Consider the following 25544-nt stretch of genomic DNA (forward strand, 5'->3'; position numbering starts at 1 on the left):
ATGGCCGTTCTCGTTGACGAAAACACCAAGGTGATCTGCCAGGGCTTCACCGGCTCGCAAGGCACCTTCCATTCCGAACAGGCGATCGCCTATGGCACCAAGATGGTCGGCGGCGTGACCCCGGGCAAGGGCGGCATGACCCACCTCGGGCTGCCGGTCTTCAACTCGGTGCACGAGGCGCGTGCGGTGACCGGGGCCAATGCCTCGGTGATCTATGTGCCGCCCCCGTTTGCCGCCGACTCGATCCTCGAGGCGATCGACGCCGAGATGGAGCTGGTCGTCTGCATCACCGAAGGCATCCCGGTTCTGGACATGATGAAGGTCAAGCGGGCGCTGGTGGACAGCAAGACCCGTCTGATCGGCCCGAACTGCCCCGGTGTCATCACGCCCGGCGCCTGCAAGATCGGCATCATGCCCGGCCATATCCACAAGCGTGGCTCGGTCGGCGTCGTGTCGCGCTCGGGCACGCTGACCTATGAGGCCGTCAAGCAAACCTCGGACAGCGGCCTTGGCCAGTCCTCGGCTGTCGGCATCGGGGGCGACCCGATCAAGGGCACCGAGCATATCGACGTGCTGGAAATGTTCCTTGCCGATCCCGAGACCCAGTCGATCATCATGATCGGCGAGATCGGTGGCTCGGCCGAAGAAGAAGCCGCGCAGTTCCTGAAGGACGAGGCCAAGAAGGGTCGGTCCAAGCCCTGCGCCGGGTTCATTGCCGGTCGCACGGCGCCTCCGGGTCGCCGGATGGGCCACGCGGGCGCCATCGTCGCTGGCGGCAAGGGCGGCGCCGAGGACAAGATCGAGGCCATGAAGTCTGCGGGCATCGTCGTGGCCGAAAGCCCGGCGGGTCTGGGCGAGGCGGTTCTGGCCGCCATCGGCTGACGGTCTCGCCGCAGTCGTTCGGTAGGGGAGGACCGGAGGATGGGCAGGATCAAGGTGAAGGGCATCCGTGCGGGGCGGCTGAGGGCGCCGCTGCACGGGTGCCGGACATCACGGGCCGGCCGGTGCAGGCCGGTTCTGCCAGCCGCCCGGCGGGCGGTACGGCGTGGCGGTCCGGCCCTTGGGCCGGATCACGGCCAGATGGCCGGCACAGTTTATGTCGGCGCCGCGGGAGAAGGCCTCGCGGCGCCGTCGGCGTCCGCGGTGGCGCCCGTGACGCTGGCGGCATCTTGCCGGCAGCGTGCCTGCGGTTCGGCGGTGGTTCGGGATGTGGGGTTTTCGCCCGCTCCGACCTTGCCGGCGGGCGAATCGATACACACGTTCACCCGGCCTGAACGGCCTTCCAGCCCGGGTGAGATCGAATACGGCCCTGAACCCGCCGCGAACGTCACAATCGCCGCGTGCACAAACCCGAGGCGCGCCGCCATAACCCCGATGGTGCCCAGATGACCGAGCACAGTAAGAACGACATATTCCACGCCTCCAGCTTCCTGCAGGGGCAAAACGCGGAATATATCGAACAGCTATACGCACGCTATGCCGAGGATCCGGCGTCGGTCGAGCCTGACTGGGCCGACTTCTTCCGCCAGCTCGGCGATGCCGAACCCGACGTGAAGGCCGAGGCCAAGGGGCCCAGCTGGACCCGGCCGAGCAACTTCGTCGCCGACGACCTGACCGCCGCGCTGACCGGCGAATGGCCGGTCATGGAGGCGAGAGGCGCCGAGACCAAGATCCGCGCCAAGGCGGCCGAGTCCGGTGCCCCGATCAGCGAAGAGCAGATCAAGCGTGCGGTGCTCGATTCGGTGCGTGCGCTGATGATCATCCGCGCCTATCGGATCCGCGGCCATCTGGTGGCCGACCTCGACCCGCTGGGGATGCGCGAAGAGCAACCCCACCCCGAGCTCGACCCGGCCTCCTATGGCTTTGCCGATGCCGACATGGACCGGCCGATCTTCATCGACAACGTGCTGGGGCTGCAAATGGCCTCGATGCGGCAGATCCTCGACATCGTGAAGCGGACCTATTGCGGCACCTTCGCGCTGCAGTACATGCACATCTCGAACCCCGAGGAAGCCGCCTGGCTGAAGGAGCGGATCGAGGGTTTCGGCAAGGAAATCCAGTTCACCCGCGAGGGCCGGCGGGCGATCCTGAACAAGCTGGTCGAGGCCGAGGGCATCGAGAAGTTCCTGCATGTGAAATACATGGGGACCAAGCGCTTCGGCCTTGACGGCGGCGAGGCGCTGATCCCGGCGATGGAACAGATCGTCAAGCGGGGCGGGGCGCTTGGCGCCAAGGAAGTGGTGATCGGCATGCCGCACCGCGGCCGCCTCAGCGTGCTGGCCAACGTGCTGATGAAGCCCTATCGCGCCATCTTCAACGAGTTCCAGGGCGGCAGCTTCAAGCCGGACGAGGTCGAGGGCTCGGGCGACGTGAAATACCACCTCGGCGCCTCGGCCGACCGGGATTTCGACGGCAATTCGGTGCACCTGAGCCTGACCGCCAACCCCTCGCACCTTGAGGCGGTGAACCCGGTCGTGCTGGGCAAGGCGCGCGCCAAGCAGGACCAGAACAAGGACCAGAGCCGGACGACGGTGATCCCGATCCTGCTGCACGGCGACGCGGCGTTCGCAGGCCAGGGCGTGGTCGCTGAATGCTTCGGTCTTTCGGGGCTGAAGGGGCACCGCACCGGCGGCACGATCCATATCGTGGTGAACAACCAGATCGGCTTTACCACCGCACCGCACTTCTCGCGCTCGTCGCCCTATCCGACCGACAACGCGCTGGTGGTCGAGGCGCCGATCTTCCACGTCAACGGCGATGACCCCGAGGCCGTGGTGCATGCCGCCAAGGTGGCGACCGAATTCCGCCAGAAGTTCCACAAGGACGTCGTGATCGACATCTTCTGCTATCGCCGGTTCGGGCATAACGAGGGCGACGAGCCCATGTTCACCAACCCGATCATGTACAACCGGATCAAGAAACATAAGACCACGCTCGCGATCTATACCGAGCGGCTGGTCCAGGACGGCCTGATCCCGGAAGGCGAGATCGAGGACATGAAGGCCGCCTTCCAGGCCAAGCTGAACGACGAGTTCGAGATCGGCAAGGAATTCAAGCCGAACAAGGCCGATTGGCTCGATGGCCGCTGGTCGCACCTCAACCGCGAGGGCGAACAGTACCAGCGCGGCCAGACCGCGATTTCGGAAGAGACCTTCAACCAGGTCGGCGCCGGGCTGAGCCGGGTGCCCGAGGGCTTCGCGATCCACAAGACGGTCGGGCGGCTGCTGGAGACCAAGCAGCAGATGTTCGAAACCGGCGAGGGCTTCGACTGGGCGACCGCCGAGGCGCTGGCCTTCGGCTCGCTGTTGACCGAGGGCTATCCGGTGCGTCTCGCCGGGCAGGATTCGACCCGCGGCACCTTCAGCCAGCGCCATTCCGGCATCATCAACCAGGAGACCGAGGAGCGCTACTATCCGCTCAACAATATCCGCGAGGGTCAGGCGCATTACGAGGTCATCGATTCGATGCTGTCGGAATACGCCGTGCTCGGGTTCGAATACGGCTATTCGTTGGCCGAACCGAACGCCCTGACCCTCTGGGAGGCCCAGTTCGGCGATTTCGCCAACGGCGCCCAGATCATGTTCGACCAGTTCATCAGCTCGGGCGAAAGCAAGTGGCTGCGGATGTCGGGTCTGGTCATGCTGCTGCCGCACGGTTTCGAGGGGCAGGGGCCCGAACACTCCTCGGCGCGCCTCGAACGCTGGCTGCAGCTTTGCGGTCAGGACAACTGGATCGTCGCCAACTGCTCGACGCCTGCGAACTATTTCCACATCCTGCGCCGGCAGCTGCACCGCAGTTTCCGCAAGCCGCTGGTGCTGATGACGCCAAAGTCGCTGCTGCGTCACAAGCTCTGCGTCTCGAGCAAGGACGACTTCGTCGAGGGATCGAGCTTCCACCGGGTGCTGTGGGACGACGCCCAGCTTGGCATCGCCGATCAGCAGCTTGCCCCCGACGATCAGATCAAGCGGGTCGTGATGTGCTCGGGCAAGGTCTATTACGACCTGCTGGAAGAACGCGGCGCGCGCGGCATCGACGATGTCTACCTGCTGCGTATCGAACAGTTCTATCCGTTCCCGGCGATCTCGCTCGTCAAGGAACTGGAACGCTTCAAGGGGGCCGAAATGGTCTGGTGCCAGGAAGAGCCCAAGAACCAGGGCGCCTGGACCTTCCTCGAGCCCAACATCGAATGGGTGCTGACCCGGATCGATGCGACCTACAAACGCCCGCGTTTCGTCGGGCGTCCCTCCTCGGCCTCGCCCGCGACGGGTCTGGCCAGCCAGCACAAGGCCCAGCAAGCCGCGCTGATCGACGACGCGCTGACCATCGAAGGAAAGTAAGACAATGAGCATAGAAGTCCGCGTACCCACCTTGGGTGAAAGCGTTACCGAAGCGACGGTCGCAACCTGGTTCAAGAAGCCCGGCGATGCCGTGGCGATCGACGAGATGCTGTGCGAGCTCGAGACCGACAAGGTGACGGTCGAAGTGCCGGCACCGGCGGCAGGCGTTCTCGGCGAGATCGTCGCAGCCGAAGGCGAAACGGTCGGCGTCGACGCGCTGCTCGCCACCCTGACCGAGGGCGAAGGGGCGGGAACCGCCCCCGCCGAAGCGAAGGACGCCCCCGCAGCCGCGCCTGCCGGCGGTGCCAGCGTCGATGTCATGGTGCCGACGCTTGGCGAAAGCGTCAGCGAGGCCAGCGTTTCGACCTGGTTCAAGAAGGTCGGGGACACCGTTGCCCAGGACGAGATGCTCTGCGAGCTCGAGACCGACAAGGTCTCGGTCGAGGTGCCGTCGCCAGCCGCGGGCGTGCTGACCGAGATTCTGGCGCCCGAGGGTTCCACGGTCGAAGCCGCCGGCAAGCTTGGCGTGATCGCCTCGGGCAAGGGCGCTGCCGCGCCGGCCCCCGCCCCTGCTGCGGCCCCCGATGCGGCACCGGCGGCGCCCGCCTCCGGCAAGGATGTCGCCGACGCTCCCTCGGCGCGCAAGCTGATGGCCGAAAAGGGGATCAGCTCCGATCAGGTCACAGGCAGCGGCCGCGACGGCCGGGTGATGAAGGAAGACGTGCTCAAGGCGCTGACCCAACCCGCCGCCAAGCCTGCCGCACCGGCCGCACCGCGCCCCCCGGTTCCGGCCGAGGATGCCGCCCGCGAGGAGCGGATCAAGATGACCCGCCTGCGCCAGACCATCGCGCGCCGGCTGAAGGATGCCCAGAACACCGCCGCGATCCTGACCACCTACAACGAGGTGGACATGACCGAGGCAATGGCAATGCGCTCGCAGTACAAGGACGAATTCGAGAAACGTCACGGCGTCCGGCTCGGCTTCATGTCCTTCTTCACCAAGGCCTGCGTGGCCGCGCTGAAGGAAGTGCCCGAGGTCAACGCCGAGATCGACGGCGACGAGATCGTCTACAAGAACTTCGTGCATATGGGCATCGCCGCCGGCACGCCGCAGGGGCTGGTGGTGCCGGTCATCCGCGACGCCGACCGGATGAGCTTTGCCGAGATCGAGGCCGCGATTGCCGAAAAGGGCAAGCGCGCCCGCGATGGCAAGCTTTCCATGGCCGAGATGCAGGGTGGCACCTTCACGATCTCGAACGGCGGCGTCTATGGCTCGTTGATGTCCTCGCCGATCCTGAACCCGCCGCAGTCGGGCATCCTCGGCATGCACAAGATCCAGCAGCGCCCGATGGTGGTGAACGGCCAGATCGTCGCCCGGCCGATGATGTATCTGGCGCTCAGCTACGATCACCGCGTCGTCGACGGCAAGGGCGCCGTGACCTTCCTCGTCAAGGTCAAGGAAGCGCTCGAGGATCCGCGCCGTCTGCTGATGGATCTCTGACCGGACCCCGGTCTGCCGCACATACGGACAGAAGGATGCTTCTTCTGTTCGAAAATATCCTCGGGGGGAGCGCGGGCCTGCCCGCGCCGGGGGGCAGACAGCCCCCCGCGCCCCGCCCGCCAGAGCGCGGTCCCGAACGAACGGAAGGAAGTTCCTCATGGCAAGTTATGACGTCATCGTAATCGGCGCCGGCCCCGGCGGCTATGTCTGCGCGATCCGCTGCGCCCAGCTCGGGCTCAAGACCGCCTGCGTCGAAGGGCGCGACACCCTCGGCGGCACCTGCCTCAACGTCGGCTGCATCCCCTCCAAGGCGATGCTGCACGCCAGCCACCTGGTGCACGAGGCCGAACACAATTTCTCGGCCATGGGTATCGGTGTCGCCGCACCCAAGATCGACTGGCCGCAGATGCTGGCCTACAAGGACGACGTGATCGGCCAGAACACCAAGGGCATCGAGTTCCTGTTCAAGAAGAACAAGATCGACTGGCTGAAGGGCTGGGGATCGATCCCCGAGGCCGGCAAGGTCAAGGTCGGCGACGAGGTGCACGAGGCCAAGCACATCATCATTGCCTCAGGCTCTGCCGCGGCCTCGATCCCCGGCGCCGAGGTCACCATCGACGAGAAGATCGTCGTCACCTCGACCGGCGCGCTGGACCTGCCGAAGATCCCGAAGAAGATGGTCGTGGTCGGCGGCGGCGTGATCGGGCTCGAACTCGGTTCGGTCTATGCCCGGCTCGGCACCGAGGTGACGGTGATCGAATTCATGGACGGCATTGTTCCGGGCGCCGACAAGGAGGTTGCACGCAGCTTCGAGAAGATCCTGAAGAAACAGGGGCTCGAGATCGTCACCGGCGCCGCGGTCGGCAAGGTCGAGACCCTGAAGACCAAGGCCAAGGTCAGCTACAAACTGCGCAAGGACGACAGCGAGCACCAGATCGACGCCGATGTGGTGCTGGTCGCGACCGGGCGGGTGCCGTTCACCGAAGGGCTCGGACTCGATGCGCTGGGGGTAAAGTTGTCGCCCCGCGGGCAGATCGAGACCGACGGGCATTTCCGCACCAGCGTGCCGGGCGTCTATGCGATCGGCGACGCGATCGCAGGGCCGATGCTGGCGCACAAGGCCGAGGATGAGGGCTCGGCGGTTGCCGAGATGATCGCGGGCCAGAAACCGCATATCGACTACAACCTGATCCCCGGCGTGATCTATACCACCCCCGAGGTCGCCTCGGTGGGCGCGACCGAGGAAAAGCTTAAGGAGGCGGGCCGCGCCTACAAGGTTGGCAAGTTCTCGTTCATGGGCAACGGCCGGGCGAAGGCCGTGATGCAGTCCGAGGGCTTCGTGAAGCTGCTTGCGGACAAGGACACCGACCGGATCCTCGGCTGCCACATCATCGGCCCGTCGGCGGGCGAGCTGATCCACGAGATCTGCGTGGCGATGGAATTCGGGGCCTCGGCCGAGGATGTGGCGCGGACCTGCCACGCCCACCCGACATTCTCGGAAGCGGTCCGGGAGGCGGCACTGGCCTGTGGCGACGGGGCGATCCACGCCTGAGCGGGGATGGCTCGGGCAGGCGTCGGACGGGGGGCTGTCTGCCCCCCGCGCGCGCCTTGCGCGCTCCCCCCGAGGATATTTGACAACAAGAGAAGCCGGCGCCCGTTTTTCGGGGCCGGCTTCTCTTTGATCTGATTGGCGCGACGGCGGCTCCGCGGCGCGGCTGCGGCTCAGATTTCCTGCAGGGCGTGAACCTCGAGCTCGCCCTCCTGGCGCGCCTTCATCGCAAGGGCTGCGGCGTGGCTGCCGGCGAGCGTGGTGAAATAGGGGATCTTGTCCATCAGCGCGACGGTGCGCAGCGTCCGGCTGTCCTCGACCGCCTGCGCGCCTTCGGTGGTGTTCATCACCAGGTTGACCCGGCCGTCCTTCAGCACGTCGACGATGTTCGGCCGGCCCTCGTAGACCTTGTTGACGATCTTGGCGGGGATCCCGGCGGCCTGCAGGAAGGCCGCCGTGCCGCGGGTTGCGAGAATCTCGAAGCCGAGTTCGTCGAGGGTCTGGGCGGCCTCGAGCAACTGGGGCGTCTTGTCGTCGGGCTTGATCGAGAGGAACACGCAGCCCTCGGTCGGCAGGTCCGCCCCGGCGCCGATCTGGGCCTTTAGGAAGGCGCGGTAGAAGTTCTTGTCCGAGCCCATGACCTCGCCGGTCGAGCGCATCTCGGGGCCGAGCAGCGTGTCGACGCCGGGGAAGCGGGCGAAGGGCATCACCGCCTCCTTGACCGCATAGGTGTCGATCTGGGGATCGACGAGGGTGAAGGCCGAGAGCTTTTCGCCCGCCATCAGCCGGGCTGCGATCGAGGCGATGGGCGAGCCCACGGCCTTGGCCACGAAGGGCACGGTCCGCGAGGCGCGCGGGTTGACCTCGATCAGGTAGATGTCGCCGTTCTTGATTGCGAACTGGACGTTCATCAGTCCGACGACATTGAGCGCCAGCGCCAGCGCTTCGGTCTGCACCTTCAGTTCGGCGATCAGTTCGGGGCTGAGCGAATAGGGCGGCAGCGAGCAGGCGCTGTCGCCCGAATGGACGCCCGCCTCTTCGATATGCTGCATGATGCCTGCGACATGTACCTGGGTCCCGTCGCAGAGCGCATCGACGTCGATCTCGATCGCGCCCGACAGATAGCTGTCGAGCAGCACCGGGCTGCGCCCCGACACCACCACCGCCTCGGCGATATAGCGTTCGAGCTGGGCGGTATCGCGCACGATCTCCATGGCCCGGCCGCCCAGAACATAGGAGGGCCGGATCACCAGCGGGAAGCCGATTTCCCTGGCGATCCGCATGGCTTCCTCGTCCGAGGCGGCGATGCCGTTGACCGGCTGTCTGAGCCCGAGGCGGGTGACGAGCGACTGGAACCGTTCGCGGTCCTCGGCGAGGTCGATGGCGTCGGGCGTGGTGCCGAGGATCGGGATGCCGGCCTGTTCCAGCGCATTGGCAAGCTTCAGCGGCGTCTGGCCGCCGAACTGGACGATGACGCCATGCAGCGTGCCGCGTTCCTGTTCGACGCGCAGGATCTCCATCACGTGTTCGAAAGTCAGCGGTTCGAAATACAGCCGGTCCGAAGTGTCGTAGTCGGTCGACACGGTCTCGGGGTTGCAGTTGATCATGATGGTTTCATAGCCCGCTTCGGTCAGCGCGAAGCAGGCGTGGCAGCAGCAATAGTCGAACTCGATCCCCTGGCCGATCCGGTTCGGGCCGCCGCCGAGAATGACGACCTTGCGGGCGTTCGAGGGCCGCGCCTCGCATTCCGCCTCGCCCATCATCGGCACTTCATAGGTCGAATACATGTAGGGTGTCTGCGCCTCGAATTCGGCGGCACAGGTGTCGATGCGCTTGAACTGGGCATGGACGCCCAGGTTCTCGCGCGCGCGGCGCACGTTGTCCTCGTCGCGCCCGGTGAGCGTGGCGAGGCGGGCGTCGGTAAAGCCCATCATCTTCAGCTCGCGCAGGCCCTGTTCGTCGAGTGGCAGGCCGTCCCGGCGGACACGCGCCTCGGTGGCGATGATTTCGCGGATCCGGGCCAGGAACCACGGGTCATAGGCGGTAAGCTCGTTGATCTCGTCGTCCGAGAAGCCATAGCGCATGGCGTGCGCGATCACCCGGATCCGGTCGGGCGTCTGTTCGGACAGCGCGCGGGTCAGCGACTTGTCGATGGCCATCTGCGCCGTCTCGTCGCGACCGACCAGGATCTGCGGGTTCACCGGGTCGTCGCATTCGGCGGTCATCAATTGATCGAGGCCCGGCATACCGTCGATTGCCACCTCGTCGAAGCCGGTCAGACCGGTTTCCATCGAGGCGAGCGCCTTCTGAAAGGATTCGTGGATCGTCCGGCCGATTGCCATGACCTCGCCCACCGACTTCATCGCGGTGGTAAGCTCGGGCTTGGCACCGGGGAACTTCTCGAACGCGAAGCGCGGGATCTTGGTGACGACATAGTCGATGGTCGGCTCGAAGGAGGCGGGCGTCACCTTGGTGATGTCGTTGTCGAGCTCGTCGAGCGTGTAGCCGACCGCGAGTTTTGCGGCGATCTTGGCAATCGGGAAGCCTGTGGCCTTCGATGCCAGCGCGGACGAGCGGGAGACCCGCGGGTTCATCTCGATCACGACCATACGGCCGTCGGCGGGGTTGACCGCCCATTGCACGTTCGAGCCGCCGGTTTCGACGCCGATCTCGCGCAGCACGGCAATCGAGCCATTGCGCATGATCTGGTATTCCTTGTCGGTCAGCGTCAGCGCCGGCGCGACGGTGATCGAATCCCCGGTGTGCACGCCCATCGGATCGACGTTCTCGATGGCGCAGACGATGATGGCGTTGTCCGCGCGGTCGCGAACCACCTCCATCTCGAACTCTTTCCAGCCGAGCAGGCTTTCGTCGACGAGGATCTGGCCCATGGGCGAGGCCTCGAGTCCCGAGCGGCAGAAATATTCATAGTCGTCGCGGTTATAGGCGACGCCGCCGCCGGTGCCGCCGAGCGTGAAGGCCGGGCGGATGATTGCCGGCAGGCCGATGTCTTCGAGTGCCGCCTTGGCCTCTTCCAGCCCGGCGCGGATGTCGTATTTGCCGTCCGCGCGTTTCGGCGCGGCGATAATGGTGGCCTTGGGGTTTTCCAGCCCGATCCGGTCCATGGCCTCGCGAAACAGCTTGCGGTCCTCGGCCATTTCGATGGCCTGGCGGTTGGCGCCGATCAGTTCGACCCCGTACTTGTCGAGAATTCCGAGGTCTGCGAGTGCCAGCGAGGTGTTGAGCCCGGTCTGTCCGCCCATGGTGGGCAGCAGCGCGTCGGGGCGTTCCTTCTCGATGATCTTGGCGACGATCTCAGGGGTAATCGGTTCGATATAGGTCGCGTCGGCCAGGCCCGGGTCGGTCATGATCGTGGCCGGATTGGAATTGACGAGGATGACGCGATAGCCTTCTTCGCGCAGGGCCTTGCAGGCCTGAGCGCCGGAATAGTCGAATTCGCAGGCTTGCCCGATGACGATCGGTCCCGCCCCGATGATCATGATGGACGAGATGTCGGTACGTTTGGGCATGGCGAGTCTCCGGGCGGGGGCGGCGCAAATTGCCTGCGTTATAGAGGGCGGGCAGGGGGGCGCAAGCCCTGCCTCGCCGCGGCCCCGGCGCTGTGCGGCAGGCAGGGCCCGGATGGCAGCGCGGAGGGCCGGACAGGAAAAAAGCGGGCCCAGGGGTGGGCCCGCTTCGTCGTTCGGTTTGGACAGGGTCAGCGGCGGCGGCGGCGCATCGCGCCAAGCGCGAGGCCGGCCGAGCCCAGCAGCACGAAGCTTGCCGGCAGCGGGACGACCGGCGGCGTGGCGGTCGGTAGATCGCCCGCAAAGCCGTTGGAATTGTTGTAGGGCCGGATCTCGCCGCCGAGGCGGATTTCGCCGGCGACGACAGTGCCGTTGACGCCGCCTTGCGGGGTCGAAACCGTGGCCAGAGGGGCAAGGACGCTGGCGTTCCAGGCCTGGCTGCCGAAGGTCACTGTGGTGGCTTCATAGAAGTTGAACAGGACATTGGGCTGGTCGGTATTGACCTTGGCGGTGACGTAGCTGGTGTCGAAGTTGCCAGCCACGTTGATGATCAGCGTGGTGTCGTCATCGATCGAGAAGTTCATGAGGGCGTTGGTGGTGAAATAGGACGCAGCGGTCGTTGCGTCGAGGTTCAGCACCGCGATCCCGTCCACACCTGCGCCCGAGACGACGGAGATGTTGTTCATGTCGCCGGTGATCGAGGCACCCAGCGTTGTCGACAGGCTGGACAGTTCGCCCGAGAGGTCGGTGAACAGGCTGGTCATGGCGGCAACCGGAATTCCGTCGACGTGGTCGGTAATGACCGCCGACGACGAGGCGCCAGAGTTGGTGTCGGTGAAGGTGCCGCCTACCTGGGCGCCGCCGATGATCGTATTGGCATGCGCCGTCATATCGCCGCCGACGATCAGGCCACCGGTAATGCCGCCAACGTTAATGGACGGAAGACCGTCGGTGTTAACGTCGAAGGTTCCCGACGCGACGCTTCCGCCAATATAGGTCGGGCCTTCGACATGGGCGGTATTAACGGTTGTAAAGTCGCCGAGCGAAATCGCGACGGCGGTATTCATCAGTGTCTGGGCATCAAGGGAAACAGCACTTGCTGCGAAGGGGGTAAGGATCACGCCAAGCGCGAAAGCGCCAACTCTTACAAAACTCATGGTCACGTCTTTTCTACAATGTCTCAAGGACTGATACGGTACATGGCGACAGGTCGCCTTCCGGCACTGAAACATCTGTGGCGCCGGGTGTTCACCCTAATACGGAGGTTAACGAGGATATCAAAATAAAAATTAATAGTAGCGTTAACATGTAGATGGATCGGGACGAGATCCGGAAGTGTCGAGATTGCATCCCGGTCGCTTTGGTGGCGGCTATCTTCTTGAAAGGGAACAAAACTTCCATAAGTCGCGCCTGACGTGCAAGACGCGCGGTCGGCGGCGGACAAGTGGGTTGCAAAATGTGAATAGCAGGGCTGCGCCTGCGTCATACCTTTTCAGGCATGGCAGCGCTTACGAGAACGGCGTGGCCGTTCCGTCCGGCGGGAATCGAGCGTTCAGGCGTCGCCGCACATGTAGTCGCGGGTCAGCGGAACGGCCTGTTGGTGGCGGGACAGCTGGATCTGGAACACAACCTGGTTGAAGTGCCGGAACGACATTTCGCTGGCGACCAGATAGTACCGCCACATCCGGCAGAACCGGGCGTCGTACAGCGCCTCGGCCGCTGCGATGTTCGCTTCAAACCGCTCGCGCCAGTGCCGCAGGGTCTCGGCGTAGTGCATCCGCCAGACTTCGATGTCGTCGGCCCAAAGACCCTCTTTCTCGACTGCCTGCATCACCTCGGACAGTGCGGGCACATAGCCGCCGGGAAAGATGTACTTGGAAATCCAGGGGCTGGTCGAACCCGGCGGATCGTGGCGGCCGATGGTGTGGATCAGCGCGACGCCGTCGGGCGAAAGCCGCTCGCGCACCTTGCCGAAGTACTCCCGGTAATGCGGCACACCCACATGTTCGAACATGCCGACCGAGACGATCCTGTCGAAGGTTTCGGTGACATTGCGATAGTCGGTCAGGCGGATGTCGATACGGTCGGACAGCCCCGCCTCAGCGACCCTGCGGGTGGCCACTGCATGCTGTTCGGTCGACAGCGTGACGCCCACGACGTCGGCGCCGTAGTCGCGCGCCAGCGTGATCGCCATCCCGCCCCAGCCGCAGCCGATGTCGAACACGCGCATCCCCGGCTGCAGCAGCAGTTTCTTGGCGATGTGCGCCTTCTTCTGCACCTGCGCCTGTTCGAGCGTATCGTCGGGGTGGCGGAAATAGGCGCAGGAATACTGCCGGTCGGCGTCCAGAAACAGGTCATAGAGCTTGCCCGACAGGTCGTAGTGATGGGCGACGTTGACGCGGGCGCGGTCGAGCGGATTGTACTGGCGGATCCCGCGCACCATCCGGCGCAGCAGCAGGTTGGTTTCGATCGCCCAACTGGTCTGGCCGTTGCCGCGGTTGGCAAGGATGAGCCGCATCATTCCCGGCAGGTCGTCGCCGTCGATGGTGATGCCGCCGTCCATATAGGCCTCGCCCAGGGCCAGGTCCGGGGTGAGCAGCAATTTGCGCGGCAAGGACGGGTCGGTGATCCGCACGGTGACATCGGGCGTTGCACCGGGGCCATAGCTGCGCAATGTTCCAGAGGCATCGATCAGATCGAGCCTTCCGATACCGATCAGATTTCGAAGCATCAGATCAAAGGCTTGTGTCCACATGCCTGTACCTTCCTCTCCGCGCCTTTCCCACGGCACTCTTCACGTTGTCTTTCGACCCGGCAAATCTGGCACTGACCCTTCGTCATGTCGAGGCTGCGGATGCCAGTCGAACGTGACGGAAATTTCACCGCAGGGCCCGAGACCTGTCCACCCCAGGCCAAGGACCGTGCGCCGCATTGTAACTGGGTTTGGGAGAGCTATGTCTGCGGGCATTGGAGCGTGGCATGAATCATCCGCTGAACCTTACCCTCGATCTCTATTTGCAACGCATGGAACGGGACGGCGTCTTTGACGGCTTGTCGGGGTCCGGCGCACCGATCGAGGGGCTGGACGGGGCGGCACCGGATGTGCTGGGCCGGATCATGGCCGAAGCGCACGCCAAGCCGCTGGTGGTCTTGCTGAACCAGAGACAGTCCGCGCTGCGCGAACAGCTCGGCTCGCTGACCGACCCCGAAGAGCGGCGGGCCGTGCAAAAGCAGATCGCCGATGTTCAGACCCGGATCGCCATCGAGATCGAGGCGTGGCGGAAATAGCACTCGGTCTGCAGCGCGCGGGGGTCAGTACCCGTTCGCCCGATCCACCAGATGCAGGAACGGCTCGCCCGCCTCGCCGCGACGGATGTTCTCGGCGATCACCCGGGCTGCGCTTTCGGGCCGGGTTTCCGAAGCGACATGCGGGCTGACGGTCACCCGCGGATGGCCCCAGAACGGATGCGAGGGGGGCAGGGGTTCGGTGCGGAAAACATCCAGCGTCGCATGGCCAAGCCGCCCCGCGTCGAGCGCGGCCAGCAGGGCTGCGTCGTCGATCAGCGGCCCGCGGCCGGGATTGAGCACGACCGCGCCGTCCGGCAGCAGCGCCAGCCGCGCGGCATCGAGCAACCCGTCGGTTTCGGGCGTCAGCGGCAGCAGCAGCACCAGGATCTGGCCCGAGCCGAGCGCCTCGGCCAGACCGCCCTCGCCGTGAAGGCACCGGATGCCGGGGATGTCGCGGGCGGTGCGGCTCCACCCGGTGACCGGGAAGTTGAGCGCCGCGAGCGCCCGCGCGCAGGCGGCACCCAGCGCGCCGAGCCCCAGCACCGTGACCGGCCGCCAGCGGGCAAGCGGCGGCACGTTCTGCACCCATTCCCCGGACTGGTGGGACAAAACGTGGTCGAGCCCAAGGTGGTGGCGCAGCACCTGTCCCGTGACCCATTCGACCATGCCTTCGGTCAGCCCCGCATCGACCATCCGAGCGAGCGGCATGGTCAGCGTCCGGTTGCCGACGATCTTTTCGACCCCGGCCCAAAGGCTCAGCACCGCCTTGGCGCGGGTGAAGGGGGTGAAGTCCTGCAGACCGGGGTGCGGGGCATAGACGATATAGTCCACGTCCTCTGGCGGGCCTGCATCGGGCCCAAGCCGGGCGCTGACACCCACCTCTTCAAGCGCGCGGGTCAACGGTGCCTGATATCTCGCCCACAGCCGGTCGGGCGCTGCGAAAAGGACATTCGGGGTCACGACCGTTCCCTCGGACGGTGGACATGGCCCGATTGCACCAGCCCGAAGGCCGCCAGCAGCACCAGCATCGCCGATCCGCCATAGCTGACAAGCGGCAGCGGCACGCCGACGACCGGCGCCATCCCCATCACCATCGACATGTTGACCGCGAAATACAGAAAGAAGGTCGCAGCGATCCCGATCGTCATCAGCGAGGCAAAGCGGTCCTTGTTCGAGACGGCAGAGGCAATGCAGAACACGATGATCAGCGCGTAGAGCGTCAGCAGCGAGGCCGCGCCGACAAAGCCGAACTCTTCTGCCAGCGTCGTGAAGATGAAGTCGGTGTGCTTTTCGGGCAGGAAGTTCAGCCGCGACTGGGTGCCCTGCATGAAGCCGCGTCCGGCCCAGCCGCCCGAGCCGAGCGCGATCTTCGACTGGGTGATGTGATAGCCCGCCCCCAGCGGGTCGCTGTCGGGGTTGAGGAAGGTGTCGATGCGCCGGAACTGATAATCCTTGATCAGTTGCCAGGGCGTGCCGCGGGATTCGATCACCGCGCTGACAAGGCCCACGCCGCTGGCGATGACGACCGCGAAATAGGCCCAATGGACCCCCGCGGCGAACATCAGGATGCCCCCGCCGGCGACCAGCAGGATCGCGGTGCCAAGGTCCGGTTGTTTCAGCACCAGGAATGTCGGCAGCAGGATGATGATCAGCGGGATCAGTACCCAGAGCGGACGGCTGACCTTGCGGATGTCGAGCCAGTCGTAATAGGCGGCCAGAAACATCACCACCGCGATCTTGGTGAATTCTGAGGGTTGCAGCCGGATCGGCCCGATCTCGATCCAGCGCTGCGCGCCCATCCCGATCGACCCCATGACCTCGACCGCGACCAGCAGCATGACGGAAAGCGCATAGGCAAGCCCCGCAGTGTTGCGCCAGATGTGGATCGGCACCATGGCGATGGCGAACATGCCGATCATGCCGATGGCAAAGCGTTTCATCTGCGGTTCGGCCCAGGGCTGCAGCGACCCGCCAGCGACCGAATAGAGCATGAGAAAGCCGACCGATGCGACCGAGATCAGCAACAGCACCAGGCCCCAGTTGATATAGAGCAGCTTTGACAACCCGGTCGGAGTGGTCTGGACGCGGTATTCGAGATAGCTCATGCGCGGTCGCTCACAGGGGGCATACCGGTACGATCGCGCAGCGGCATCGATTGGAAGCGTTCTGCGACGCTGTCGCGGACGCCCGCGGGGAAGATGTCGAGGGGGGGCAGATCGCCATGGAGCGCGCGGGCGACGATGTCGCGGGCCACCGGCGCCGCCACCGCCGAGCCGCCGCCGCCATGTTCGATGACCACGGAAACGGCGATCTTGGGTGCATCGAACGGGGCGAAACAGACGAACAGCGCATGGTCGCGGTGTTCCCACGGCACCGAGGCATTGTGCACCACGACCGAGCGGACCTGACTGGTGCCGGTCTTGCCGGCAAAGCGCATGTTCTCGGGCAGCAGGCGGCTGGCATAGGCGGTGCCACCGCGGGCGTTCGACACCGCGTACATCGCCTTGCGGATCTGGGACAAGGTGGTCGGGCTGACCCCAAGCGGCCCGTCGGTTCCGATCGGCTGTTCGACGGCATCGATCGACTTAATCAGCCGCGGCCGGATCATCTGTCCGGTGGCGACCCGCGAGACCATGATCGCAAGCTGCAGCGGCGACGCCAGCACATAGCCCTGACCGATCGCGGCGTTCAGGCTGTCGCCGACGCGCCAGGCCTCGCCATAGCGCTCCTGCTTCCAGGCCTTGCTGGGGGCGAGCCCTTCGGCCACCGCCGACATCGGCAGATCGTGGCGGATGCCGATGCCGAGCCGTCGCGCCATCTCGGATATCCGGTCGATGCCGACGCGTTCGGCCAGTTCATAATAATAGACGTCGCAGCTGTGCATCAGGCTGCCGTGAAGGTCGACGCGGCCGTGGCCGCCACGCTTCCAGCAGTGAAAGCGGCGGGTGCCTAGCTGCTTGTAGCCCGGGCAATAGATCGTTTCGCCCGCGGTCACCACGCCGGCCTCGTGCGCCGCAAGTGCCGTCACCAGCTTGAAGGTCGAACCCGGCGGATAGGTGCCCTGCACCGACTTGTCCGCGAGCGGCCTGTGATCGTTCTCGGTAAGCGAGCGATAATCCTTGCCCGAGATCCCGCGCACGAACAGGTTCGGATCGAACGACGGCGCCGAGGAGATCGCGAGGATGTCGCCGGTCTCGACCTCGAGCACCACGGCCGCCGCGCTTTCGCCCGCAAGCCGGGCGTTGACGAAGTTCTGCAGCCCGTGGTCGATGGTCAGCTGGATGTCGGCGCCCTTCTTGCCTTCCTGACGCGACAGCTCGCGCATCACCCGGCCGCCGGCGTTGACCTCGATCCGCTTTGTGCCGGCCGAGCCGCGCAGCAGATCCTCTTCCTTGGCTTCGAAGCCGACCTTGCCGATCTGGAACTTGGGGATCTGCAGAAGCGGATCGGGGTTTTCGAGCTTGCCGAGGTCATAATCCGAAACCGGGCCGACATAGCCCACCACATGGGCGAAATCATGGGCGAGAGGATAGTGCCGGGTCAGCCCGACTTCGGGGGTGACGCCAGGCAGGGCGGGGGCGTTCACTGCAACCTCGGCCACGTCCTTCCAGGCAAGCTGGTCGGCGATGGTCACCGGGACAAACGGGCTGCGGCGGCGGATCTCGCGCAGGGCGCGTTCGACATCCTCGTCCGTCAGCGGCACCAGCTTGCGCAGCATGGCGAAGGTCTCGTCGAGATCGCCCACGTCTTCGCGCACTATCACCAGACGATAGTTCTGGGCATTCTCGGCAACCGGCGTGCCGGTCCGATCGAAGATCAATCCGCGGGCGGGCGGGATCAGGCGGATGTTGATGCGGTTCTCTTCTGCCAGCAGGCGGAATTGCTCGGCCTGATCGACCTGCATGTAGCGCATCCGCGCCGCCAGCACGCCCATGAAGCCCAGCATCCCCCCGCCCAGAACCAGCCCGCGGCGGGTAATGCGGCGGCGGCTGTCTTCGGTATCTTTCGGTGGGCGTCTCACAGGCGGCTCCCCAGAGCATCGGCTTCGTGCGGGGCTGCGGCGCGCACCCCGAGGACATAATGCGACAGGGCGACCACCAAAGGATAGGCCGCTGCGGTCACAAGTGCGCGTAAAAGAGCGAGGCCAAGCGGCGGCGGACCGAGCATCACGACGGCAAGAGCAAGCTGGTTGAGCCCGACAAGCGCCAACAATACCGCGGTCACCAGCGCCCATTCGACCGTAAACGGCAGCGAACGCGACATATGGCGCCGTGCCCGCAGGAATTCGCTGCCAAGCACCACCAGTGCTGCGTCAAGCCCCGGTGGGCGTTGCATCAGCAGATCGAGAAACAAGAACAGCCCGGCAATCAGCGGCACAGGCACATAGGCCGGCCGCCGCAGCACCCAGGCAAAGGTCAGCGCCAGCGACAGGTCCGGTCCCGCCCACTTGCCGGTCACCGCCCCCAACGGCAGCAACTGGAAGAAACTGATCAGCAGGATCAGCAGGACGTAAAGCGCCCGATAGCTCCAGGTGCGGGCGGTGATCGGGTCAACCATCGCCGGCGGTCCCCTCGGCCTTGTCCTCGGCGGTTGCGGGCGCGGGGTCGGGCGCCGGCTGCGGCGGTACGATCAGCCCGCCGGGGTCGGTGATGACCTCGCCATGGTGGCTGCGCAGGACGCGCAGGAATTCGAGCCGCTGATAATCGGCGGACAGCCAGACGCGGTATCGCCCGTCGGGGCCAAGCGCGAGCTGGCCGACCAGCATGCCGGCGGGAAACACCCCGCCATCGCCCGAACTGACGATACGGTCCCCGGGTTCGACCGCCTCGAGATCCTCGAGAAAGTCCACAAGGGGGGCTGCGGTGTTGTCGCCGGCAAGGATCGCGCGCTGCCCCGAGGGCTGGATCGTCACCGGCAGCCGGCTGGCCGCGTCGGTCAGCAGGATCACCCGGCTGGTGGTCGCCCCCACGCCCGAGATCCGGCCGACCAGCCCGAGCCCGTCCATGGTGGCCCAGCCATCCATGATCCCGTCCTCGGCGCCGACGTTCAACAGCACCGACTGGCGAAAGGGCGAGCCGGAATCGGCGATCACGACGCCCGAGACCGAGGTCAGCTTCGGATCGAGCCGGACCTTGTTCAGCGCCAGAAGTTTGGCGTTCTGCTGTTCGAGCTGCACCGCGGCCTCTTTCCAGGCCTTCATCTGCTGCAGCTCGCGCCGCAGGTCCTGATTCTGCTGATAGATCCGCTGATAGGACTGGAAATCCTCGACCATCTTGTAGAATTGCGTGATCGGCACGCTGGCCCATTCAAAGTTGGGCACCACTTCGTCGATCAGGTCGGCGCGGAACTTCTCGATCCGCGGGCTGTCGATCCGCCAGACCAGAAACAGACCGAGGCACAGCATCCCAAGCCCGATCACCAGAATGCGGCGGACCGGGCGGACGTAGTCCAATTCTGGGTTTCGGTTGCGTGCCACGCGATATGCCTCGGGTCGGGCGGCCGGGACGCGGCCGCCCGCAACGGGGTTAGCTGTCGTAGTCTATGGCGTGACGGAGCTGATCTTCGTGTTCCAGCGCCTTGCCGGTGCCAAGCGCCACGCAATTCAGCGACTCGTCTGCCACCGAGATTGCAAGCCCGGTCTGCTCGCGCAGCGCAAGGTCAAGCTCGCCCAGCAGCGCGCCGCCACCGGTCAGCATCACGCCGCGGTCGACGATGTCGGCAGCGAGATCGGGCGGGGTGGCTTCGAGCGCGGCCATCACCGCCTCGCAGATTGCCTGCACCGGCTCCGACAGCGCCTCGGCCACCTGGGCCTGGTTGATCTCGGTTTCTTTCGGGACGCCGTTCAGGAGATCGCGGCCGCGGATCTTCATCGATGCACCGCGCCCGTCTTCGGGCATCCGTGCGGTGCCGATGGCGGTCTTGATCCGCTCGGCGGTCGAGTCGCCGATCAGCATGTTCTGCTGGCGGCGCAGATAGGAGATGATGGCCTCGTCCATCCGGTCGCCGCCGATGCGGACCGAGCGGGCATAGACGATGTCGCCGAGCGACAGGATCGCGACTTCGGTGGTGCCGCCGCCGATATCGACCACCATCGACCCGGTGGGGTCGGTGATCGGCATGCCGGCGCCGATGGCCGCCGCAATCGGTTCGGCGATAAGGCCCGCACGCCGGGCGCCGGCCGACAGCACGGACTGCCGGATCGCGCGCTTTTCGACCGGGGTGGCGCCATAGGGCACGCAGACGATGATCTTGGGCTTGGTGAAGGTCGTGCGCCGATGCACCTTGCGGATGAAATGCTTGATCATTTCTTCCGCCGTGTCGAAGTCGGCAATCACGCCTTCGCGCATCGGCCGGATCGCCTGGATGCTGCCGGGGGTGCGCCCCAGCATCAGTTTGGCGTCCTCGCCAACCGCCAGAACTTCCTTGCGGCCGTTCTTGGTGTGATAGGCAACGACCGAAGGTTCGTTCAGGATCACACCCTTGCCCTTGACATAGACGAGCGTGTTCGCCGTTCCGAGATCGATTGCCATGTCGGAGGAGAACAGCCCACCAAAAAGCGCCATGTGTGTTCCTGCTCGTTATCGTTGCGAATCGTGATTGGCGCGACGATTCTGGCGCCACGCAGTTTGCGTCTTATAGGGGGCGTGGGTCAGCGGGAAAAGGGGGCATTCCCCGGCGATGCCGGCCGCGTGTGCCCCGGACGGCGAATGCGCGCCGGTGGCCTGATCCCTGACTGACGTAGCGGCCTGTTACCAAAGCGTCGCCTGATCGTGCCGCGGCCGACACATTGCTGCACCACCAGACCGGTGTTCGTCCGACAACAAGAGAGCACCCAGATGCGCACGCTTCTCCTTTCCATGGGCCTTGCGGCAATGGCCTTTACCGCAGCCGCCGATCCCGACCGGATCGAATCGCGGCTTGCCGCCGAATTCGACATCCCCGCTGCCAATCAGGGGGTCGGTGTCGACGGTGACTATTTCTATGCGGTGAACAACCACACGATCACCAAGCATGACAAGCAGACCGGCGCCGAGGTTGCGCGCTGGGACGGCGGGAAGGGCGGCGCGATCCGGCATCTCGACGGCGCCGCGCTGATCGAGGGAAAGCTCTATGGCGCGCAGTCGAACTATCCCGAATGGCCGATGACCTCGTCGATCGAGGTCTGGAACCCCGAGACCATGGAGCATGTCGACAGCTACAGCTTCGGCATCAACTATGGCTCGCTGACCTGGCTCGACCGGCATGACGACGCGTGGTGGGCGACATTTGCCAATTACAACCGCGTCTTCGGCCGCAGCGCCGAGGCCTATGGCAACAAGTACAACACCATGCTGGTCAAGCTCGACGACGACTTCCGCTTTGTCGAGGGCTGGGTGTTTCCCGAAGCCATCATCGACACCTTCGGCGACATGAGCAACTCGGGCGGGTCCTGGGGGCCGGACGGCACGCTCTATATCACAGGCCATGACGAGCCCGAGATCTATGCGCTGCGCTTCCCCGAAGCCGGGTCCGAGATGGTCTGGGTCGGCACGATCGGATTGACGAACACGGGCCAAGGCTTTGCCTGGGACCGAACAGCCGACCTGCCCACGGTCTATGCCATCATCCGCGACAAGAAGAACGGCAACAAGGTTACGGTGAACGTGGTCGAGGGGCTTAACGCGGCATCCTGGAACCAGTGAGCCGGGATACCGGCCGGCAGGCATCGGCCTAAGCCTCTGGCGTCACTGCGGCCGTGTTCTTGGCCGCCGGGGAAACCGCCCCCGCGCAGGCTGCGCTGGGGGCGGTTCGGTGGGGCGTCGGCGACAGGCGTGCGATCAGCTGACCGCATCCTTGTAGCTGATCTCTTTCTGGTCGCTGCCGGTCTTGGTGCGGCGCACGATCAGCCGGTTCAGCGCCGCGACATAGGCCTTGGCCGAGGCAACGACGGTGTCGGTGTCGGCGGACTGGCCGGTGACGATCCGGCCGTCTTCCTCCAGCCGCACGGTCACGGTCGCCTGGGCGTCGGTGCCGCCGGTCACGGCGTGGACCTGAAAGAGCTTCAGATGCGCGCTGTGCGGGAAGATCTGCTTCACGGCGTTGAAGGTCGCATCGACCGGCCCGTCACCGTTCGCCGTCACCTGATGGTCGGTGCCATCGACGGTCAGCGTCAGATCGGCCGATTGCGGCGCCTCGGTGCCGCAGATTACGCGCAGGAACTTGACCTTCAGATAATCCGCCGCCTCGGTGCCGGCATCGCGCATCAGCGCGATCAGGTCATCGTCGAAGACCTCCTTCTTGCGGTCGGCCAGCGCCTTGAACCGCACGAACACATCCTTCAGCTGATTGTCGCCCAGATCATAGCCCAGGTCATGCAGCTTGGCGCGCAGCGCGGCTCGGCCCGAATGCTTGCCCATCACCAGATTGGTCGCCGACAGCCCGACGTCCTCGGGGCGCATGATCTCGAAGTTCTCGGGGTTCTTCAGCATGCCGTCCTGATGGATGCCGCTTTCGTGGGCAAAGGCGTTCTTGCCGACGATCGCCTTGTTGAACTGCACCTGAAAGCCCGACACATCCGCCACCCGCCGCGAGATGTTCATGATCTTCGTCGTGTCGATGCCTGTCGTATAGGGCATGATGTCGTGACGCACCTTCAGCGCCATCACGACCTCTTCCAGCGCGGTGTTGCCGGCCCGTTCGCCGAGCCCGTTGATCGTGCATTCGATCTGGCGGGCGCCGGCCTCGACCGCGGCCAGCGAGTTCGCGGTCGCCATGCCGAGGTCGTTGTGGCAATGCGTGGCAAAGATGATCTGATCGGCGCCGGGGACCCGTTCGATCAGCATCCGGATCAGATCGGCCGATTCGCGCGGCGCGGTATAGCCGACCGTGTCGGGGATGTTGATCGTGGTCGCACCGGCCTTGATCGCGATCTCGACCACCCGGCACAGATAGTCATGTTCGGTCCGCGTGGCGTCCATCGGCGACCATTGCACGTTGTCGCAGAGGTTGCGGGCGTGGGTGACCGTCTCGTGGATGCGGTCGGCCATCTCGTCCATGGTCAGGTTCGGGATCGCGCGGTGCAGCGGCGAGGTGCCGATGAAGGTGTGGATGCGCGGCCGTTCGGCATGGCGCACAGCCTCCCAGCAGCGGTCGATGTCCTTGAAATTGGCACGCGCCAGACCGCAGATCACGGCATTCTTCGCGTTCTTCGAGATGTCGCGCACCGCCTCGAAATCGCCGTCCGAGGCGATGGGGAAGCCGGCCTCGATGACATCGACACCCATCTCGTCGAGCAGCTGGGCGATCTCCAGCTTCTCGTCATGGGTCATGGTGGCGCCGGGGCTTTGTTCGCCGTCGCGCAGGGTCGTGTCGAAGATAACGACGCGGTCATTCATAGCAGTCATGGGGTGTGTTCCTTGGTGTCCTTCAATCCCTGGCGCGATTGCCTAAGCCCTCTGAGCGGACGCGCCGATCGGCACGCTCAGAGGCGGCTAAGGAGAAGGAGGCCGGCAGCCGGAAGCGCCCGCAGGATCGCGGAATTGCAGGGGATATGCCGGGGCGTCATCATGGCTCGGGACTATACCCGCGCCTTGGCGAATGAAAAGCGATAAATCTCGGGCTGCCACAGATTGCGGCGACGCTGCCGCCATCGCGGCGCCGGGCCGGGCACAAGGCAGATGTCGGGCAGGGGAAGGGGCGTCAGTTCGATGTCGGTGCAGCCGGTCCCGCGCCTGTCTCTTGCGGGGCGGTTGCCTCGGGGGCCGTCGGGGCGGCAAGGGCGGCGCCCCCGGCCTCGCCTTTCGGCACCAGGGTGCCGTCGTCCCACTGGCCAGCCACCTCGTCGCCGTTCGAGAACCGCATCTGGCCTTCGCCCTGGGGAATACCCTCGGCGAATGTCCCCTCATAGACGTCGCCGTTGGCATAGGTGGCGATCCCCTTGCCGGTGATCTTGCCGTCCTTCCAGGCGCCGACATAGCGGAAACCATTGGGCGAAATCAGGGTGCCCTGGCCCTCGCGCTGGCCGCCGACGAATTGCCCCTCATAGGTGCTGCCGTCGGGATAGCTGGCCCGGCCCTTGCCCTCGCGCACGCCCTCGACCCAGTCGCCATCATAGGAATAGCCATCGGGATAGGTCATGACGCCGGCGCCGTTGTACTTGGCATCGTCGAAATGGCCCTTGTAGACGCTGCCATCGGCATAGCTCGCAACGCCGTCGCCCTGCATCACGTTCTCGACCCAGTCGCCGTCATAGGAATTGCCGTTGGGATAGGTGATCTTGCCCTTGCCGTGGGCCATATTGTTCACCGACTGCCCGACATAGACCGAGCCGTCGGGATAGGTCACCTCGCCCTGGCCCTCGATCCGTCCATCAACCCACTGGCCGGTATAGACATAGCCGTCTGCGCCGGTCAGCGTGCCCTGGCCGTGGCGGCGGTCGTCCTGAAACTCGCCCTCATAGACATCGCCGTTGGGGTAACTGGCCTTGCCGTGGCCCTGGCGCTTGCCGTCGACCAGAACGCCCTCGTATTCCTCGCCATTCGGTTGGGTCAGCTTGCCCAGACCGTTGATCTGGCCGTTCTGCCAGGATCCGTCATAGCGGAATCCGTCCGGCCGGGTCAGCGTGCCCTGACCCGAGCGCTGGCCGCGGGCAAGATTGCCCTCGTAAACCGTGCCGTCGGGATAGGTGATCTTGCCCCGGCCTTCCTTGACCCCCGCGATCCAGTTGCCGTCATAGCGATAACCGTCGGGTGCGGTCAGCGTGCCCTGGCCCTCGTGCAGCGCGTTCACGAACTGGCCCTCATAGCGCATGCCATTGGCATAGGTCGCGACGCCCTGTCCGGTCATCTCGTTGTCGACCCACTCGCCTTCATAGGTCGAGCCATCGGCAAACGTGATCTTGCCATAGCCGTCCGGCTTGCCCTTGGCAAAGCTGCCCTCATAGATCGACCCGTCCGGAAACCGCGCCATGCCCTGGCCAAGGATCTCGCCCTCGACCCAGTCGCCGGTATATTCGTATCCGTTCGGCAACCGGTACGTACCCTTGCCGTGTTGCAGCCCGTTGCGGAAGGTCCCCTCGTAGATCCCGCCATTGTCGTATTGCTTGGTCTGGACGTCTGCCGTCTGCGCCGGCACAGGGCCGGCCAGGACTGCCGCCATCAGCACGGCAGCGGCAGGCGCCAGAAGTGGCGCCGGCAAGAAAGGACGGGCCTGTCGGGTCATGACTGCTCCCACCGTGGAACCGGGGTTATTCGGGTCGCTCATTCGGTTCGCAACCCTAAATGGGCCTTGCCCGGGGGGCAACGGTTTTTGGCCCAGTTTTGCCCGCGTGTCTTTCACTCCCCCGTCAGTCTGCTAAGAGGTCC

The 25544-nt window shown here is 65.2% G+C and carries 18 protein-coding genes; 6 read left to right on the forward strand and 12 right to left on the reverse strand.

Annotation, left to right across the window (positions count from 1 at the left end; genetic code table 11):
- The gene (sucD, locus tag DQG17_RS00390) at nucleotides 1-882 is read left to right on the forward strand and encodes a succinate--CoA ligase subunit alpha (protein WP_116130792.1); all 882 of its coding nucleotides are present in this window, start codon (nucleotides 1-3) and stop codon (nucleotides 880-882) included.
- 212 nt (nucleotides 883-1094) lie between these two features.
- Here the strand turns inward: sucD and DQG17_RS00395 are convergent, their stop codons facing one another.
- Nucleotides 1095-1418: a hypothetical protein gene (locus tag DQG17_RS00395; RefSeq protein WP_157973465.1), complete on the reverse strand. Its 324-nt coding sequence runs from the start codon at nucleotides 1416-1418 to the stop codon at nucleotides 1095-1097.
- On the opposite strand from DQG17_RS00395, the gene DQG17_RS00400 reads away from it, so the two are divergent.
- From DQG17_RS00400 to lpdA, 3 genes are all read left to right on the forward strand, one after another.
- A complete protein-coding gene (locus DQG17_RS00400; RefSeq protein ID WP_116130794.1) occupies nucleotides 1386-4337 on the forward strand; it encodes a 2-oxoglutarate dehydrogenase E1 component in 2952 nt (983 codons plus the stop codon). The genes DQG17_RS00395 and DQG17_RS00400 overlap by 33 nt on opposite strands.
- Nucleotides 4338-4341: 4 nt before the next feature.
- Nucleotides 4342-5838, forward strand: coding sequence for a 2-oxoglutarate dehydrogenase complex dihydrolipoyllysine-residue succinyltransferase (odhB, locus tag DQG17_RS00405; RefSeq protein ID WP_116130795.1), 1497 nt, complete (start codon nucleotides 4342-4344; stop codon nucleotides 5836-5838).
- Nucleotides 5839-5995: 157 nt separating this feature from the next.
- Nucleotides 5996-7390 carry a dihydrolipoyl dehydrogenase gene (gene lpdA, locus DQG17_RS00410; RefSeq protein ID WP_116130796.1) on the forward strand — a complete coding sequence of 465 codons (1395 nt, stop codon included), beginning with the start codon at nucleotides 5996-5998 and terminating at the stop codon, nucleotides 7388-7390.
- A 170-nt stretch (nucleotides 7391-7560) separates the two neighbouring features.
- Here the strand turns inward: lpdA and carB are convergent, their stop codons facing one another.
- From carB to DQG17_RS00425, 3 genes are all read right to left on the reverse strand, one after another.
- Nucleotides 7561-10917, reverse strand: a complete 3357-nt coding sequence (carB, locus tag DQG17_RS00415; protein WP_116130797.1) for a carbamoyl-phosphate synthase large subunit — start codon at nucleotides 10915-10917, stop codon at nucleotides 7561-7563.
- 188 nt (nucleotides 10918-11105) lie between these two features.
- Nucleotides 11106-12071 (reverse strand): collagen-binding domain-containing protein, encoded by a 966-nt coding sequence (locus tag DQG17_RS00420; RefSeq protein ID WP_232829375.1) that lies wholly within the window; start codon nucleotides 12069-12071, stop codon nucleotides 11106-11108.
- Nucleotides 12072-12466: 395 nt separating this feature from the next.
- Nucleotides 12467-13669 (reverse strand): cyclopropane-fatty-acyl-phospholipid synthase family protein, encoded by a 1203-nt coding sequence (locus DQG17_RS00425; protein ID WP_116130799.1) that lies wholly within the window; start codon nucleotides 13667-13669, stop codon nucleotides 12467-12469.
- 224 nt (nucleotides 13670-13893) lie between these two features.
- Between DQG17_RS00425 and DQG17_RS00430 the strand changes: the two genes are divergently transcribed.
- The gene (locus tag DQG17_RS00430) at nucleotides 13894-14202 is read left to right on the forward strand and encodes a hypothetical protein (RefSeq protein ID WP_116130800.1); all 309 of its coding nucleotides are present in this window, start codon (nucleotides 13894-13896) and stop codon (nucleotides 14200-14202) included.
- Between the two features lie 24 nt (nucleotides 14203-14226).
- On the opposite strand, the gene DQG17_RS00435 is transcribed toward DQG17_RS00430, so the two are convergent.
- Genes DQG17_RS00435 through DQG17_RS00460 form a run of 6 tightly spaced genes read right to left on the reverse strand, consistent with a single transcriptional unit; the run spans nucleotide 14227 to nucleotide 20765 of the window.
- Nucleotides 14227-15162, reverse strand: a complete 936-nt coding sequence (locus DQG17_RS00435; protein WP_116130801.1) for a glyoxylate/hydroxypyruvate reductase A — start codon at nucleotides 15160-15162, stop codon at nucleotides 14227-14229.
- Entirely contained in the window at nucleotides 15159-16307 is a 1149-nt protein-coding gene (gene rodA / locus DQG17_RS00440; RefSeq protein ID WP_116130802.1) for a rod shape-determining protein RodA, read from the reverse strand. The genes DQG17_RS00435 and rodA overlap by 4 nt, the downstream gene beginning before the upstream one ends.
- On the reverse strand, nucleotides 16304-18223 hold the full coding sequence (mrdA, locus tag DQG17_RS00445) for a penicillin-binding protein 2 (protein WP_116130803.1): 1920 nt from the start codon (nucleotides 18221-18223) through the stop codon (nucleotides 16304-16306). The genes rodA and mrdA overlap by 4 nt, the downstream gene beginning before the upstream one ends.
- Entirely contained in the window at nucleotides 18220-18759 is a 540-nt protein-coding gene (locus DQG17_RS00450) for a rod shape-determining protein MreD (RefSeq protein WP_116130804.1), read from the reverse strand. Before DQG17_RS00450 ends, mrdA begins: the two co-directional genes overlap by 4 nt.
- Nucleotides 18752-19678 carry a rod shape-determining protein MreC gene (gene mreC, locus DQG17_RS00455; protein ID WP_116130805.1) on the reverse strand — a complete coding sequence of 309 codons (927 nt, stop codon included), beginning with the start codon at nucleotides 19676-19678 and terminating at the stop codon, nucleotides 18752-18754. Before mreC ends, DQG17_RS00450 begins: the two co-directional genes overlap by 8 nt.
- Before the next feature lie 49 nt (nucleotides 19679-19727).
- Nucleotides 19728-20765: a rod shape-determining protein gene (locus tag DQG17_RS00460; RefSeq protein WP_116130806.1), complete on the reverse strand. Its 1038-nt coding sequence runs from the start codon at nucleotides 20763-20765 to the stop codon at nucleotides 19728-19730.
- Between the two features lie 273 nt (nucleotides 20766-21038).
- Between DQG17_RS00460 and DQG17_RS00465 the strand changes: the two genes are divergently transcribed.
- Nucleotides 21039-21884, forward strand: a complete 846-nt coding sequence (locus DQG17_RS00465) for a cycloisomerase (RefSeq protein ID WP_116130807.1) — start codon at nucleotides 21039-21041, stop codon at nucleotides 21882-21884.
- Between the two features lie 135 nt (nucleotides 21885-22019).
- On the opposite strand, the gene DQG17_RS00470 is transcribed toward DQG17_RS00465, so the two are convergent.
- Together DQG17_RS00470 and DQG17_RS00475 are read right to left on the reverse strand one after the other, a co-directional pair.
- Nucleotides 22020-23585 (reverse strand): 2-isopropylmalate synthase, encoded by a 1566-nt coding sequence (locus DQG17_RS00470; protein ID WP_116130808.1) that lies wholly within the window; start codon nucleotides 23583-23585, stop codon nucleotides 22020-22022.
- Nucleotides 23586-23880: 295 nt separating this feature from the next.
- Nucleotides 23881-25401: an MORN repeat-containing protein gene (locus DQG17_RS00475; protein WP_232829281.1), complete on the reverse strand. Its 1521-nt coding sequence runs from the start codon at nucleotides 25399-25401 to the stop codon at nucleotides 23881-23883.
- Nucleotides 25402-25544 lie beyond the last annotated feature (143 nt).

It is taken from the genome of Tropicimonas sp. IMCC34043 (assembly GCF_003390845.1).
Taxonomy (GTDB): domain Bacteria; phylum Pseudomonadota; class Alphaproteobacteria; order Rhodobacterales; family Rhodobacteraceae; genus Tropicimonas.

Excerpts from the sequence above, each read along its gene's own strand:
- sucD (WP_116130792.1), top strand. The coding sequence starts at position 1 with ATGGCCGTTCTCGTTGACGAAAACACCAAGGTGATCTGCCAGGGCTTC.
- DQG17_RS00400 (WP_116130794.1), top strand. The coding sequence starts at position 1,386 with ATGACCGAGCACAGTAAGAACGACATATTCCACGCCTCCAGCTTCCTG.
- odhB (WP_116130795.1), top strand. The coding sequence starts at position 4,342 with ATGAGCATAGAAGTCCGCGTACCCACCTTGGGTGAAAGCGTTACCGAA.
- lpdA (WP_116130796.1), top strand. The coding sequence starts at position 5,996 with ATGGCAAGTTATGACGTCATCGTAATCGGCGCCGGCCCCGGCGGCTAT.
- carB (WP_116130797.1), bottom strand. The coding sequence starts at position 10,917 with ATGCCCAAACGTACCGACATCTCGTCCATCATGATCATCGGGGCGGGA.
- DQG17_RS00420 (WP_232829375.1), bottom strand. The coding sequence starts at position 12,071 with ATGAGTTTTGTAAGAGTTGGCGCTTTCGCGCTTGGCGTGATCCTTACC.
- DQG17_RS00425 (WP_116130799.1), bottom strand. The coding sequence starts at position 13,669 with ATGTGGACACAAGCCTTTGATCTGATGCTTCGAAATCTGATCGGTATC.
- DQG17_RS00430 (WP_116130800.1), top strand. The coding sequence starts at position 13,894 with ATGAATCATCCGCTGAACCTTACCCTCGATCTCTATTTGCAACGCATG.
- rodA (WP_116130802.1), bottom strand. The coding sequence starts at position 16,307 with ATGAGCTATCTCGAATACCGCGTCCAGACCACTCCGACCGGGTTGTCA.
- DQG17_RS00450 (WP_116130804.1), bottom strand. The coding sequence starts at position 18,759 with ATGGTTGACCCGATCACCGCCCGCACCTGGAGCTATCGGGCGCTTTAC.
- DQG17_RS00460 (WP_116130806.1), bottom strand. The coding sequence starts at position 20,765 with ATGGCGCTTTTTGGTGGGCTGTTCTCCTCCGACATGGCAATCGATCTC.
- DQG17_RS00465 (WP_116130807.1), top strand. The coding sequence starts at position 21,039 with ATGCGCACGCTTCTCCTTTCCATGGGCCTTGCGGCAATGGCCTTTACC.
- DQG17_RS00470 (WP_116130808.1), bottom strand. The coding sequence starts at position 23,585 with ATGACTGCTATGAATGACCGCGTCGTTATCTTCGACACGACCCTGCGC.
- DQG17_RS00475 (WP_232829281.1), bottom strand. The coding sequence starts at position 25,401 with ATGACCCGACAGGCCCGTCCTTTCTTGCCGGCGCCACTTCTGGCGCCT.